This window comes from Micromonospora sp. CA-248089 (genome assembly GCF_050948515.1).
Taxonomy (GTDB): domain Bacteria; phylum Actinomycetota; class Actinomycetes; order Mycobacteriales; family Micromonosporaceae; genus Micromonospora.
Window position 1 is genome coordinate 307,255 of record NZ_CP192016.1, and the last position, 14,648, is coordinate 321,902.

Below are 14,648 nucleotides of genomic sequence, written 5' to 3' on the forward strand. Positions count from 1 at the left end.
GCTTCACGTGCGGCCGACGCGGTCGAGGATCCAGGCGTTGACGAACGCCTCCTCGCGCCACGAGTCGTACCGGCCGCTGGGACCGCCGTGGCCCGCGCCCATCTCGGTCTTGAGCAGGTAGTCGCCGGCCGGCGCCAGCGATCGCAGCCGGGCGATCCACTTGGCCGGCTCGTGGTAGAGCACGCGGGTGTCGTTGAGGCTGGTCACCGCCAGGATCGCCGGGTACTCGACGGTGGTCACGTTCTCGTACGGCGTGTACGACTTCATGTACGCGTAGACCTCGGGGTCGTCGAGCGGGTTGCCCCACTCCTCCCACTCGGTCACTGTCAGCGGCAGCGACGGGTCGAGGATCGAGGTGAGCGCGTCCACGAAGGGCACCTGCGCGACGATCCCGGTGAACGCGTCCGGGGCGAGGTTCGCCACCGCGCCCATGAGCAGGCCACCGGCCGAGGCGCCCCGGGCGACCAGCCGGTCGCTCGCCGTCCAGCCCGCCTTCACGAGGTGCCGGGCGCAGGCCACGAAGTCGGTGAACGTGTTCTTCTTGGCCAGCATCTTGCCCTCGTCGTACCAGCGCCGGCCCAGCTCACCGCCGCCCCGGATGTGCGCCACCGCGAAGATCACGCCGCGGTCGAGCAGGCTCAGCCGGGCGATCGAGAACCACGGGTCCATGCTCGCCTCGTACGACCCGTAGCCGTAGATGACGGCGGGCGCCGAGCCGTCGCGCGGCGTGCCGCGGCGGCAGACGAGCGAGATCGGTACGCGGGTGCCGTCGTCGGCCGGCGCCCAGTCCCGGTGCTGCTCGTAGTCGGCCGGGTCGTACGCCCGCCCGTCCGGCCCGGGACGGACCGGCTTCTGCCGGCGCAGCGTCAGCTCACGGGTGACCAGGTCGTAGTCGTAGACCGAGTCCGGGGTGACGAGCGAGGTGTAGCGCAGCCGCACCTCGTTCGTCCGGTACTCCGGGTTGGCGTCCAGCCCGACGCTGTAGATCGGCTCGGGGAAGTTGATGTCCCAGCTGTCGTCGCTGCCCACCGCCAGCACCCGCAGGCCGGTGAGGCCGTTGGTGCGCAGCGACACCACGAGGTGGTTCTCGAACGCGTCGACCGCCTCCAGCCGGGTGCCCGGCGTGTGCGGGATCAGCGGCACCCAGTCGCCCGGCGTGTCCGCCGAGGTGTACGCCAGCGCGAAGTCCTCCGCGCCGTCGTTGTGCAGGATCAGGAAGCGGTGGCCGTGGTGCTCCACCGCGTACTCGATGCCCTGACGCCGCGGGGCCACGACGGCGGGCTCGCCGGTCGGGTTGGCGGCCGGGATCACCCGGACCTCGCTGGTGATCTTGCTGTGGATGTCGATGACCACGAAGCGCTCGGAGCGGGTCAGCTCGACACCGACCCAGAACCGCTCGTCGTCCTCCTGGTAGACCACCACGTCCTCGGTGGACGCGGTGCCGACGGTGTGTCGCCAGACCCGGTTCGGCCGCCACGCCTCGTCCACTGTCACGTAGAACAGCGTGGACGCGTCGCTGGACCAGGCCGTGCCGTAGAACGTGTCCGGCACCTCGTCCGGCAGTGACTCGCCGGTGGTCAGATCCTTGATCCGCAGCGTGAAGCGCTCGTCGCCGGAGAAGTCGGTGGAGTAGGCCAGCCAGCGCCCGTCCGGGCTGACGTCGAACGCGCCGAGGGAGAAGAAGTCGTGCCCCTCGGCGAGCTGGTTGCCGTCGAGCAGCACCTCCTCACCGTCGAGCGGGGCGCCGTCCGCGCTGACCGGCGGCGCCGTCTCGCCCGGCCGGACCGCGCGCCGGCAGTGCACGCCGTACTGCTGACCCTCGACCGTGCGGGTGTAGTACCAGTAGCCGTCCTTGCGGGTCGGCACCGACAGGTCGGTCTCCTGGGTGCGCCGGCGCGTCTCCTCGAACAGCTCCGCGCGCAGCCCGGCCAGGTGGGCGGTGCGCGCCTCGGTGTACGCGTTCTCGGCGTCCAGGTACGCGATCGTGTCCGGGTCGTCCTTGGCGGCGAGCCAGGCGTACTCGTCGAGGACTGTGTCACCGTGATGGACGCGCTCGGTCGGGACGCGCTTGGCGACGGGCGGTGGGGTTTCGGTCACGGCGCCACGTTACCGGTCGGCGGGCCGCCGCCGGGCGCGCCCGCCGCCCGAATCCCGCGACTCGCCGCCAGGTCTTTCGAACATGTGTACGATAACCGCCATGGCGGATGCGGCACGTTCCACCGACCGACTCGGAGCCCTCGACATCACCCGGAAGCTGGCCGCGATCTGCGGCGAACCGTTCGCCCGCTTCGCCGGTCCGGCCGACGAGGTGGCCGGCCGTACCGCCCGATGGGTGGCGGTGCCGGGTGGCCCGCACGCCGCGGCGGAGGTGTTGCGGCTGGCCGCGGCGTACGACCTGACAGTGGTGCCCCGCGGCGCCGGCACGAAGATCGACTGGGGTGCCGCTCCGGCACAGGTGGACATCATGCTCGACACGGGCCGCCTCGCCGGGGTCTGGCACGAGCCGCGCGACGCGGCGGTGGCCGAGATCGGCGCCGGTACGCCACTGCGCGCGGTCCAGGCCACGCTGGCGCGTACCAACCGGCGGCTGCCTGTCGACGCGCCGTCGCCGGGCGCGACCCTCGGCGGGGTGCTCGCCGCCGACGAGTCCGGTCCGCTGCGCCATCGGCACGGCAGCCCGTGCGCCCAGCTCGTCGGGGTGCGCTACCTCGACGCAGACGGTGAGCTGGTGAGCGTCGGCGAGTCCGGCACGGAGGCGCTCGGCCGGGCTGCCCCGGGCAGCGGCGGTGGCCAGGCGAGCGGGCGCGGTCCGGCGGGCGATGGTGGCAGTGCTGCCGGGCGGGGTGCCGGCGGCTTTGGGCCTGGTGGCGGCTTTGGACCCGGTGGTCCGACGGACGGTCCGGCGGGCGGCGCGGGCTGGGGTGCCGGTGGTGCGTTCGGCGACGCTCCGGGTGGCAGGGATGCGATCCTCGGTCGCGGCGACCTGCCCGGGCTGGACGTGGCCCGGCTGCTCTGCGGCTCGCAGGGCGGGCTCGGGGTGCTGGTCTCGGCCACCATGCGGGTGCACGCCATCCCGGCCGGCCGGCTCTGGGTGTCCCGCCCGGTGTGGACGCCACTGGAGGTGCACGACCTGGTCCAGGCCGTCCTGGCCGCGGGCGTCGATCCGGCCGCCGTCGAACTGGACCTGCCGGTGCCGGTACCGCTGCCCCGGCGCCGCATTCCGCCGACCCACCCGTCGGTGATCAATCGCCCCGATCATCCGGCCGTGACCGGGCGACCCGCTGCCGGCAGCCTGGTGGTGCTGCTGGAGGGCGGCCCGGCCGACGTGACCGAGCGGGCCGAGCGGCTCAGCGCCGTCCTCGGTGCCGAGGCGATGGTCAGTCACCACGCGCCGGAATGGTGGGGGCGCTACCCGTTCGCGCCCGGCGACACGGCGCTACGTATCGAGGTGCCGATAGGCGACCTGCACGCGGCCGTCTACGCGTTGCGCGACGCGACCGGCGGCCCGGTGCCGGTACGCGGCTCGGCCGGCTCGGGCACCGTCCACGCCGCCCTGTCCGGCGCGCTGCCGCCGGAGCGGGTCGCCTCGATCCTCACCGCGGTCCGCAGCGTGCTGATCGCCCGGCGGGGCCGGTGCGTGGTGGTGGCCGCGCCCGCGGCGGTACGCCGTGCCGTGGACCTCTGGGGCGAGCTGCCCGCGTTGCCGCGCCTGCGCAGCGCCAAGGCCCACCTGGACCCGCACCACCGGCTGGCCCCCGGCCGTCTCCCCGGCGGCCTCTGACCAGCCCGCGCGCTGACTCGGCACGCTCCGGCGCTCGCCGACCGGATGGTGCGCCGTATCCCCGAGCGCCAGCCTGCCGACGTCCGCCCTTACCCGTGCCGGCACCCGCTCGACGGCAGTGTTCGCCGGGCGCCTTCGCCTGGCCGGCTCACCTGGCCGGCGCCCTCACCTGGCCGGGCGCCCTCGCCTGCCGGGTGCCCCGGCCCGCACACAGCCTCGGCGCCACCCGCGTCCCCGCCTCCCGTCCCGCGCGCACTACCTCGACCCGGTGATCAAGGACTTTGCGTCAGATTTCGCGCCCCCAGAGAGCACAAACTCCTTGATCACCGCCGATGGGCGGGCGGGAGGGGACGAGGGCGGACTGGAGCGCGACTGCGGGCGGGCTGAGGTGTCCGTGGCGTGCCGGAGCGCGTTGATCATGAAGTTGGCGTGGAGGAATCGGGCGAATTGGGCGGCCAACTTCATGATCAACCGAGATCGGGCGCCCGGGGGCCGAGCGCGGGGACCGGACGGGGCCGGGCGCGGGGACCGGGAGGGCTAGGGGGTGTCGTTTCGGAGGACCAGGATGGCAATGTCGTCGCGTGGGGGCTCGACCGAGAAGGCGATGGTGGCGGCGCGCAGCCGTGCGGCCACCACGTCGGCCGAGTACCCGGCCAGCGGCGCCGCCGACTCGCGCAGCCGCTCGGTGCCGAACAGCTCCCGTCCGCGCCGCCGCTCGGTGACCCCGTCGGTGTAGAAGATCAGCGCGTCGCCGGGCTTGAGCGTCAGCTCGGCGGTCGGTGTGGTGATCGTGTCGAGCAGGCCCAGCGCCGTACCGCCCGCCCCGACGAACGTCGCCCCGCCACCGCCGTGCAGCAGCACCGGGCGGTCGTGGCCGGCCAGGTGCAGCGAGACGTCGAGCTGGTCGCCGTCGCCGGGAGCGACAGCCGCCAGCGCCAGCGTGCAGTAGCGTCCGCCGCCACGTTCGACGAGCGTCTCGTTGAGCCGGCCGAGCACCTCGGGCAGCGGTTTGCCGTCGCCGACGAGCACCCGGATCACGTCCCGGACCAGCCCGGTCACGGCGGCGGCCTGCACGCCCTTGCCGGACACGTCGCCGACCACCACGAGCCAGCGGCCGTCCGGCAGCGGGAGCACGTCGTAGAAGTCGCCGCCGACCTCCGCGTCGTCGCCGGTCGGGACGTACTCGGCGGCGAAGCCGATGCCCTCGACCACCGGGAGCACCGGCGGCAGCAGCGACTGCTGGAGCGTCTGGGCGACCCGGCGGCGCTCGGCGTGGATGCGGGCGTTCTCGATGGCGAGGGCGGCGCGGCGGGCCACGTCCTCCAGCACCGAGACCTCGTCCGGGTCGTGCCGGTGCCGCTGGTGCCGGCCCACGGCGAGGGTGCCGAGCCGTTGGCCACGGGCGATCAACGGTACGGCGAAGCCCTCCATCGGCCCGCCGAGCGGCACCTGGGCGGCGTTGCGGGACGCCTCGCGCAGCCGCGACTGGATCGAGTCCGGGCCGGTCTCCTGGAGGATTCGGTGCAGCTGCGGCAGCATCGCCTCGTCGGCGTGACTCGACGCGGCCAGGCGCAGGCGGCCCCACTCGTCTGTGGTGTGCACGGCGCACCACTGGCCGAGCCGGGGCACCACGAGCTGCGGGACGAGCGCCATGGTCAGTTCGACGTCCAGCGACTGGGCGAGCAGTTCGCTGGCCTCGGCGAGGAACGTCAGCCAGGTGGACCGGCGTACGTCGGCGCGGCGCAGCCGGTCGTTCTCCAGGTGCAGCGACAGCCGCTCGGCGGCCAGTACGGCCAGCGGCCGGGCGTACGCCGAGGGCGCCGCGTCCAGCTCCAGCTCACCGGCGTACGGCCGGTGCACGGCGAGCGGGACGCGCAGCAGCTCGTTGCCCTCGCGTGGCGGCCGGCCGTACCGGGCGAAGACCTGGGTGCCGAGTCCGTCGCCCCGGTCGAGCCGGACGGTGCCACCGGCGGCGCCCACCATCTCGGCGACCCGGGTCAGCAGCCCGACCGCGAACTCGGGCAGCGGCTCGTCGGCGTACGCGTCCGGGGTGAGCTGCATCAGGTCGCTCATGGCCGCGGCGCTCGGCGTACCGTCGCCGGCCCGTTCCGGTTCGACGACCCGCAGCGGGCCGGCCGACGGCCGGGCGGACCCACCCGGACCGGGCCGGTCGAGCCGGAACCAGACGCCCTTGCCGGTGGGCAGGTATGTGGTGCCCCACCGGCTGGAGAAGTGGTCGACGAGCAGCAGCCCGCGCCCTCTGGCGGCGACCTCGGTGATGTCGGACGTGGTGTTGCGCACGCCCACGATCAGCTCGTCCACCGGGCCGGAGGCGAAGTCGGTGACGGTGACGGTGAGGCCGTCGCGGTCGGTGTCGACTTCGATGTCCAGTTCGGTGCGCGCGTGCTCGACGGCATTCGTGGTCAGCTCGGTGGTGAGCAGCAGCGCCTCGTTCAGCAGTTCGGGCAGCCGCGCTTCGAGGAGCATGGTGCGGACCAGCGCGCGGGCCGCCGCGGGGGTGCGGCGGTCGGCGGGGAGGCGGACCCGGCGGACGCGCTCGTCCGCGCCGCCGCTGGCCGGCCCTGCCTCCGCTGACACCTTCGTATCCTCCACCGCGCCTGCCCCGGGTGCCAAGCGTCCCGGGGAACCCACAACCCGGGTCGATACCGCACGTGACGCGCGATCACACGCGGTGACCTCGACGGATCGCGCGGCACAATGATGGGATGGCCCGTGTGACCGCACGAGCCCGAGCGGAGCGAGGAACGATGGCCACGGTGAATCAGTCGGTGACCGCTGACCCGTCCGCGTCCGACCACGAGGTGCTCCTCGGCGAACTGGTCGAGGCGTTGCGCCGGGTGGGGCGCGGCGATCTGCGGGTGCGCCTGCCCCGGCGGGCGGGTCTGCCCGGTGAGGTCGCCGACGCCTTCAACGACGTGGTGTCGTTGCAGGAACGGCAGCACCTCGACCTGCGGCGGATCAGCCGGATCGTCGGCCGCGACGGCCGGCTCACCGAGCGGCTGGACGACGAGGGCCTGGACGGCTCCTGGGCGGAGGGGCAGCGGGCGGTCAACTCGCTCATCGACGACCTGGGTCGGCCGACCACCGAGATCGCCCGGGTCATCGTGGCGGTGGCCGACGGCGACCTGTCCCAGCACATGGCGTTGGAGATCGACGGCCGTCCGTTGCGCGGTGAGTACCTGCGCATCGGCCGGACCGTGAACACGATGGTGGACCAGCTGTCGTCGTTCGCGGACGAGGTGACCCGGGTGGCCCGCGAGGTGGGCACCGAGGGCAAGCTGGGCGGGCAGGCCGACGTACGCGGGGTGGCCGGCACCTGGAAGGACCTCACCGACTCGGTGAACACCATGGCGTCGAACCTCACCGGGCAGGTGCGGTCGATCTCCCAGGTGGCGACAGCCGTCGCGAAGGGCGACCTGTCGCAGAAGATCACGGTCGGGGCGCGCGGCGAGGTGGCCGAGCTGGCCGACACGATGAACTCGCTCACCGACACGCTGCGGCTGTTCGCCGAGCAGGTGACCCGGGTGGCCCGCGAGGTGGGCACCGAGGGCAAGCTGGGCGGGCAGGCCGAGGTGCCGGGCGTGGCCGGCACCTGGAAGGACCTGACCGACAACGTCAACTCGATGGCGTCGAACCTGACCGCGCAGGTGCGCAACATCGCCCAGGTGTCGACGGCGGTCGCGAAGGGCGACCTGTCGCAGAAGATCACGGTGGCGGCCCAGGGCGAGATCCTGGAGCTGAAGGACACCGTGAACACGATGGTGGACCAGCTGTCGTCGTTCGCCGACGAGGTCACGCGGGTGGCCCGTGAGGTGGGCATCGAGGGCAAGCTGGGCGGCCAGGCGCAGGTGCGCGGCGTCTCCGGCACCTGGCGTGACCTCACCGAGAACGTCAACCAGCTCGCCGGCAACCTGACCAGCCAGGTCCGCAACATCTCCCAGGTCTCCACGGCGGTGGCGAAGGGCGACCTGTCGCAGAAGATCACCGTGGACGCGCAGGGCGAGATCCTCGAGCTGAAGAACACCGTGAACACGATGGTGGACCAGCTGTCGTCGTTCGCCGACGAGGTGACGCGCGTGGCGCGCGAGGTGGGTACCGAGGGCAAGCTGGGTGGTCAGGCCCAGGTCAAGGGCGTCTCGGGTACGTGGCGTGACCTGACCGACAACGTGAACTCGATGGCGTCGAACCTGACCAGCCAGGTGCGGAACATCGCCTCGGTCACCACGGCGGTGGCCAAGGGCGACCTCGGTCAGAAGATCACCGTGGACGCCCGGGGCGAGATTCTGGAGCTGAAGTCCACTGTCAACACGATGGTGGACCAGCTGTCGTCGTTCGCCGACGAGGTCACGCGGGTGGCGCGCGAGGTGGGTACCGAGGGCAAGCTCGGCGGCCAGGCCCAGGTGCGCGGCGTCGCCGGCACCTGGCGGGATCTGACCGACAACGTGAACTCGATGGCGTCGAACCTGACCGCGCAGGTGCGCAACATCGCCCAGGTGTCGACAGCTGTCGCCAAGGGTGACCTGTCGCAGAAGATCACCGTGGACGCGCAGGGCGAGATCCTGGAGCTGAAGTCCACTGTCAACACGATGGTGGACCAGCTCTCGTCGTTCGCCGACGAGGTGACGCGCGTGGCGCGCGAGGTGGGTACCGAGGGCAAGCTGGGTGGTCAGGCCCAGGTCAAGGGCGTCTCGGGTACGTGGCGTGACCTGACCGACAACGTGAACTCGATGGCGTCGAACCTGACCAGCCAGGTGCGGAACATCGCCTCGGTCACCACCGCCGTGGCGAACGGCGACCTCGGTCAGAAGATCACAGTGGACGCGCAGGGCGAGATCCTCGAGCTGAAGAACACCGTCAACACGATGGTGGACCAGCTGTCGTCGTTCGCCGACGAGGTCACGCGCGTGGCGCGCGAGGTGGGCACCGAGGGCAAGCTGGGTGGTCAGGCCCAGGTCAAGGGCGTCTCCGGTACGTGGCGTGACCTCACCGAGAACGTCAACCAGCTCGCCTCGACCCTGACCACGCAGTTGCGCGCGATCGCGCAGGTCTCCACGTCGGTGACCCGCGGCGACCTGACCCAGCGGATCAACGTGAAGGCGCAGGGCGAGGTCGCCGAGCTGAAGGACAACATCAACCAGATGATCGTCACCCTCCGGGAGACGACGAAGAAGAACGCCGAGCAGGGCTGGCTCGACTCGAACCTGGCCCGGATCGGTGGTCTGCTGCAGGGCCAGCGCGACCTGGGCGAGGTCTGTCGGATGATCATGCAGGAGGTGACCCCGCTGGTGGACGCGCAGCTCGGCGCGTTCTTCCTGGCGGACAGCTCCGAGGGCAGCATGCGGCTGCGGCTCACCGCCTCCTACGGGTACGTGGCACGCGGCCACGACGTCACGTTCGGCCCGGGTGAGGGGCTGGTCGGGCAGGCCGCCCTGTCGCGCCGGACGATCCGGGTGAAGGCGCAGCCGGACGGGCGCCTCGTCGTCCGGTCCGGGCTGGCCGACACGCCCCCGGCCGACCTGGTGGTGCTGCCGGTCCAGTTCGAGGGCGAGCTGCTCGGCGTGATCGAGTTCGCCGGCGTGGCCACCTTCTCCGAGCTGCACCTGGCGTTCCTGGAGCGGCTGGTGCTCACCATCGGCGTCGCGGTCAACACCATCCAGGCCAACCGGCGTACGGAGGAGCTGCTGGCGCAGTCGCAGCGGCTGGCGCACGAGATGCAGGACCAGTCGGCCGAGTTGCAGCGCACCAACGCCGAGCTGGAGGACAAGGCGAAGCTCCTGTCCGAGCAGAAGGCCAACATCGAGACGCAGAACCGGGAGATCGAGCTGGCCCGCCTCGGCCTGGAGGAGAAGGCGCAACAGCTCACCCGGGCCTCGGCGTACAAGTCTGAGTTCCTGGCGAACATGAGCCACGAGCTGCGGACGCCGCTGAACTCGCTGCTCCTGCTGGCCCGGCTGCTCGCCGAGAACCCGGAGCGCAACCTCAGCGCGAAGCAGATCGAGTTCGCCCGGACCATCCACGGCGCCGGGTCGGACCTGCTGTCGCTGATCGACGACATCCTCGACCTGTCGAAGATCGAGGCGGGCCGGATGGACGTGGAGCCCACCGAGATCCAGTTCGCCGAGATCCGGAGCTACGTCGAGCAGGCGTTCGCGCCGCAGGCCGAGGAGAAGGGCCTGGACTTCCAGGTACGGGTGAGCCAGGACCTGCCGCCCGCGCTGGTCACCGACGCCCAGCGGTTGCAGCAGATCCTGCGCAACCTGCTGTCCAACGCGGTGAAGTTCACCGACAACGGCGCCGTGACGCTGCGCATCGGCCCGGCGGCCGAGAACGCCGTCTTCGACGTACCGGCGCTGACGAACGCGCAGCGGGTGATCGCGTTCACCGTGATCGACACCGGCATCGGGATCTCCGACGACAAGCTGTCGCTGATCTTCGAGGCGTTCCAGCAGGCGGACGGCACCACCAGCCGGCGGTACGGCGGCACCGGTCTCGGGCTGTCCATCAGCCGTGACCTGGCCCGCCTGCTCGGCGGCACGATCACCGTCTCGTCCGCGCCCGGTCAGGGTTCGACGTTCACTCTGTTCGTACCCGACGTGCTGGCGCCGGACGCGGTGGTGGCACCGGCGCCACCGTCGCCGAGCCGCGCGGGCCTGCCGTCGTCGCTGCTCATGCCCATGGAGCTGCCGCAGCCGCAGGAGACGCCCGCGACCCGGCGCCTGGACGGCGTGACCGTGTTGATCATCGACGACGACGTGCGGAACGTGTTCGCGCTGACGTCCGCGTTGGAACTGCACGGGATGACCGTGTTGTACTCGGACAACGGGGCGGACGGCGTCCGCCAGCTCGCCGAGCACCCGGAGGTGGACATCGTCCTGATGGACGCCATGATGCCGGACCAGGACGGGTACGAGACGACAGCGCAGATCCGCCGCAACCACCGGTTCGCGGACCTGCCGATCGTCTTCCTGACCGCCAAGGCGATGCCCGGCGACCGGGAGTCGGCGCTCGGCGCCGGCGGCAGCGACTACATCACCAAGCCGGTGGACCTGGACGAGCTGATCGAACTGATGGCGTCCTGGATCGGCCGGAGCCGAGGCGAGGAGAACGCGTGACGCAGACGGCCAAGGCCCTGCTGGTGGACGACCGGCGGGAGAACCTGATGGCGCTGGAGGCGATCCTCCAGGGCCTCCCGGTGCAGTCGGTCGCGGTGGAGAGCGGCGAGGCGGCGCTCAAGCAGCTCCTGGTGGACGACTTCGCGGTGATCCTGCTGGACGCCCAGATGCCGGACATGGACGGGTTCGAGACCGCCACCCACATCAAGCGGCGCGAGCGCACCCGGCACGTACCGATCATCTTCCTGACCGCCGCGGACAAGGACGCCCAGCTCGCGCTGCGCGGCTACGCGGCCGGCGCGGTCGACTACCTGACCAAGCCGTTCGACCCGTGGGTGCTGCGGGCCAAGGTGACGGTCTTCGTCGACCTGTGGGTGAAGACGCGGCAGCTCGCCGCCCAGTCGGACCTGGTGCGGGAGCGGGACCTGCAGTGGCGGCACCTGACCGACGCGGTGGACGAGGCGACAGCGATGCTGCGCGCCGACGACGACCCGTCCACCCGGGACCGCGCGGTGGAGTTGCTGGAGCAGGCGCGCTGGGGCAACACCCGCTGACGGTTCAGCCGCCGGCCGGGCCGCCGTGCCCGGTCGCGGCCCGCCGGGCCCGCCAGCGGTCGCCGAGCGATTCCAGTTCCTCCTGTACGAAGAGGAAGAAGTCGCGCATCTCGGCCACCCGTTCACCGGCCGGGGTGCTGCGGCCGTGCAGCGCGTCGACCCCGCCGGCGGCGATGTCGATGAAGTTCTTGTAGAGCGTGGTCTTGGTGATCGTCGCCTCGTACCAGGGGTTGTCCGGCATCCGGTAGCGGTCGCGCCGGGACCCCTTGACCGGCTCGCGGACCAGCATGGCGAACTGGGTCAGGTAGCGCACCGCGCCGCTGACCGCCGCCGCGCTGACGCCGAGCCGCTCGGCGATCTCGCCGGCGGTGAGCGGGTCGTCGGCGCTCATCACCGTGAACAGGACCCGGGCGGCCATCCGGGGGAAGCCCACGTCGGCGAAGGCCATCGCCATCCGCTCGATGAAGAGGTGGACCTCCTCCTCGTCGTGACGGGACGGCACGTTCATGGTCGGCTCCTCGACACTCACCCCGTGACCCTACAGTCTTCACAAGTTTGTGAAACGAGCGTAACTTCTGAAGCATGGAAACGGCAATCGATGTGTCCGGCCTGGTGAAGACCTTCGGCCGCACCCGGGCCCTCGACGGGCTCGACCTGACCGTCCGCACCGGGGAGGTGCACGGCTTCCTGGGCCCGAACGGCTCCGGCAAGTCGACCACCATCCGGGTGCTGCTCGGCCTGCTGCGGGCGGACGCGGGGGCCGCCCGACTGCTGGGCGGCGACCCCTGGCGGGACGCGGTGGCGCTGCACCGCCGCCTCGCGTACGTGCCCGGCGACGTCACGCTCTGGCCCGGCCTCAGCGGCGGCGAGGTGATCGACCTGCTCGGCCGGCTGCGCGGCGGGCTCGACCCGAAACGCCGCGCCGAGCTGCTGGAGTCGTTCGAGCTGGACCCGCGCAAGAAGGGCCGCACCTACTCCAAGGGCAACCGGCAGAAGGTCGGCCTGGTCGCCGCGCTCGCCTCCGATGTCGACCTGCTCATCCTCGACGAGCCGACCTCCGGGCTCGACCCGCTGATGGAGGAGGTCTTCCAGCACTGGGTCCGCCGGGCCGTCCAGGACGGGCGCACCGTGCTGCTGTCCAGCCACATCCTGGCCGAGGTGGAGGCGCTCTGCGACCGGGTGACGATCATCCGGGCCGGCCGGACGGTGGAGTCCGGCACGCTCGGCGACCTGCGCCACCTGCACCGCACCGCGATCGACGCCGAGGTCACCGCGCCACTCGACGGCCTGGCCGACCTGCCCGGCGTGCACGACCTGCGGGTGGACGGGCAGCGGGTCCGGTTCGACGTCGACACCGCGTCGCTCGACGCCGCGCTGCGCCGGCTCACCGAACTCGGCGTCCGCAGCCTGGTCAGCACGCCGCCGACGCTCGAGGAACTGTTCCTGCGGCACTACGAGACGGCGTCCTCCTCCGACGCGACGTCCTCCTCCGGCGTGGCGTCCTCCTCCGGCGCGGCGTCCTCCTCCGACGCGGCGCGCCCCGAGACGGCGGACCGGTCATGAGCACGCTCACCGGCACGCGCCACCTGGTCCGGCTGATCCTGCGCCGGGACCGCCTCCTGCTGCCGCTGTGGGTGCTGATCCTCGCGGTGCTGCCGACGACGTACGCGGCCAGCTACTTCGAGCTGTTCCCGACCGCCGCCGAGCGGGCCGCGTACCTGGAGGGCACCGCCCGCAACCCGTCCATCGTCGCGCTGCTCGGCCCGGCGTACGGCGACAGCATCGGCGGGCTGACCGCCCAGCGCAGCGGCTTCCTGCTGCTCATCGTCGCGCTGGCGAGCCTGCTCACGGTCATCCGGCACACCCGCACCGAGGAAGAAGCAGGGCGGCGGGAACTGCTCGGCGGCAGCGTTCTCGGGCGGCACGCCGGGCTGACCGCCGCGCTGCTCGTCACGTACGCCGCAGACCTGGTGCTCGGGCTGCTCACCGCCGCCGGGCTGATCTCGACCGGGCTGCCGGTCGGTGGCTCGCTCGCGTACGGGCTGGTCACCGTGCTGACCGGCGTGGTCTTCGCCACGCTCGGCGGGCTGGCCGCCCAGCTCACCGAGACCGCGGGTGGGGCGCGGGGCATCGGCCTCGCCGGTCTCGGCGCTGCGTTCGGGCTGCGCCTGGCCGGGGACACCGCCGGCAACGACTGGCCGAGCTGGCTGTCCCCGCTGGGCTGGGCCGCGCGCGTCCGGCCGTACGAGGGGGAGCGGTGGTGGGTGCTGCTGCTGCCGCTGGCCGCGACGGTGCTGCTCGCCGTGCTCGCGTACCCGATCTCGGTCCGCCGCGACCTGGGCGCGGGCGTGCTGCCGCCCCGGCTCGGCCCGGCCGGCGCGGGCGGCGCGTTGTCCGGTCCGTTCGGGCTGGCCTGGCGGCTGCACCGGGGGCAGATCCTCTGGTGGTCGGTCGGGTTCGGCCTGCTCGGGCTGATCCTCGGGGGCGCCGCCGAGGCGGCCGGCCGGTCGGTCGAGGGGAGCCCGCGGATGGAGGAGATCGTGGCCCGGCTCGGCGGGGCGTCCGGCATGGCCGACGCGTACCTGGGGGTCACGTTGAGCCTGGCCGGGCTCGCCGCCGCCGGGTACGGCATCCAGGCGGCGCTGCGGATGCGCGCGGAGGAGTCCGCCGGGCACGCGGAGCCGGTGCTCGCCACCGGTACGCGGCGCTCGACCTGGCTGCTCTCCCACGTGACGTTCGCGCTGCTCGGCCCGGTGGTGGTGCTCGCGGTGACCGGGTTGGCGACCGGCCTCACGTACGGCGTGAGCACCGGCGACGTGCCCCGCCAGCTGGGCCGGATGCTCGCCGCCGGGCTGGCTCAGGTGCCGGCGGCATGGGTGCTGGCCGGGCTCGCCGTGCTGCTCTACGGCCTGCTGCCCCGGCTCGCGTCGGCCGCGTGGGTGGTGCTGGCGGTCTGCGTGCTGCTCGGGCAGCTCGGCGCCGTGCTGGAGCTGGACCAGTGGCTGCTGGACGTGTCCCCGTTCACGCACACCCCCCAGGTGCTGCGCGACAGCTGGACCGCCACCCCGCTCTACGTCCTCACGGCCCTGGCGGTGACCCTGGCCACAGCGGGCCTGCTGACGTTCCGCCGCCGCGACATCCCCGTCCTCTGAACGCGTTGATCTTGCACTTGTGGCCCCG

At 72.5% G+C, this 14,648-nt stretch carries 8 protein-coding genes; 5 read left to right on the plus strand and 3 right to left on the minus strand.

Annotation, left to right across the window (positions count from 1 at the left end; genetic code table 11):
- Nucleotides 1-3 precede the first annotated feature (3 nt).
- Entirely contained in the window at nt 4-2,097 is a 2,094-nt protein-coding gene (locus ACQP26_RS01570; RefSeq protein ID WP_433494743.1) for a S9 family peptidase, read from the minus strand.
- Between the two features lie 100 nt (nt 2,098-2,197).
- Between ACQP26_RS01570 and ACQP26_RS01575 the strand changes: the two genes are divergently transcribed.
- Nucleotides 2,198-3,781, plus strand: coding sequence for an FAD-binding oxidoreductase (locus ACQP26_RS01575; protein ID WP_433494744.1), 1,584 nt, complete (start codon nt 2,198-2,200; stop codon nt 3,779-3,781).
- A 537-nt stretch (nt 3,782-4,318) separates the two neighbouring features.
- Here ACQP26_RS01575 and ACQP26_RS01580 read toward each other — a convergent pair.
- A complete protein-coding gene (locus ACQP26_RS01580) occupies nt 4,319-6,379 on the minus strand; it encodes a SpoIIE family protein phosphatase (RefSeq protein ID WP_281579287.1) in 2,061 nt (686 codons plus the stop codon).
- Nucleotides 6,380-6,549: 170 nt separating this feature from the next.
- Between ACQP26_RS01580 and ACQP26_RS01585 the strand changes: the two genes are divergently transcribed.
- Entirely contained in the window at nt 6,550-10,914 is a 4,365-nt protein-coding gene (locus tag ACQP26_RS01585; RefSeq protein WP_269702924.1) for a HAMP domain-containing protein, read from the plus strand.
- On the plus strand, nt 10,911-11,468 hold the full coding sequence (locus tag ACQP26_RS01590) for a response regulator (RefSeq protein WP_269702923.1): 558 nt from the start codon (nt 10,911-10,913) through the stop codon (nt 11,466-11,468). The genes ACQP26_RS01585 and ACQP26_RS01590 overlap by 4 nt, the downstream gene beginning before the upstream one ends.
- A 4-nt stretch (nt 11,469-11,472) precedes the next feature.
- On the opposite strand, the gene ACQP26_RS01595 is transcribed toward ACQP26_RS01590, so the two are convergent.
- Complete coding sequence (locus tag ACQP26_RS01595; RefSeq protein ID WP_269702921.1) at nt 11,473-11,997, minus strand: GbsR/MarR family transcriptional regulator; 525 nt, start codon at nt 11,995-11,997, stop codon at nt 11,473-11,475.
- A gap of 53 nt (nt 11,998-12,050) precedes the next feature.
- Here ACQP26_RS01595 and ACQP26_RS01600 point away from each other — a divergent pair, with 53 nt between their 5' ends.
- Complete coding sequence (locus tag ACQP26_RS01600) at nt 12,051-13,031, plus strand: ABC transporter ATP-binding protein (protein WP_433494745.1); 981 nt, start codon at nt 12,051-12,053, stop codon at nt 13,029-13,031.
- Nucleotides 13,028-14,620 carry an ABC transporter permease gene (locus ACQP26_RS01605; protein WP_433494746.1) on the plus strand — a complete coding sequence of 531 codons (1,593 nt, stop codon included), beginning with the start codon at nt 13,028-13,030 and terminating at the stop codon, nt 14,618-14,620. Before ACQP26_RS01600 ends, ACQP26_RS01605 begins: the two co-directional genes overlap by 4 nt.
- Nucleotides 14,621-14,648 lie beyond the last annotated feature (28 nt).

What these genes read in the sequence shown, in the direction of transcription:
- ACQP26_RS01600 (WP_433494745.1), top strand. Translation starts at nt 12,051, where the DNA reads ATGGAAACGGCAATCGATGTGTCCGGCCTGGTGAAGACCTTCGGCCGC.
- ACQP26_RS01585 (WP_269702924.1), top strand. Translation starts at nt 6,550, where the DNA reads ATGGCCACGGTGAATCAGTCGGTGACCGCTGACCCGTCCGCGTCCGAC.
- ACQP26_RS01575 (WP_433494744.1), top strand. Translation starts at nt 2,198, where the DNA reads ATGGCGGATGCGGCACGTTCCACCGACCGACTCGGAGCCCTCGACATC.
- ACQP26_RS01605 (WP_433494746.1), top strand. Translation starts at nt 13,028, where the DNA reads ATGAGCACGCTCACCGGCACGCGCCACCTGGTCCGGCTGATCCTGCGC.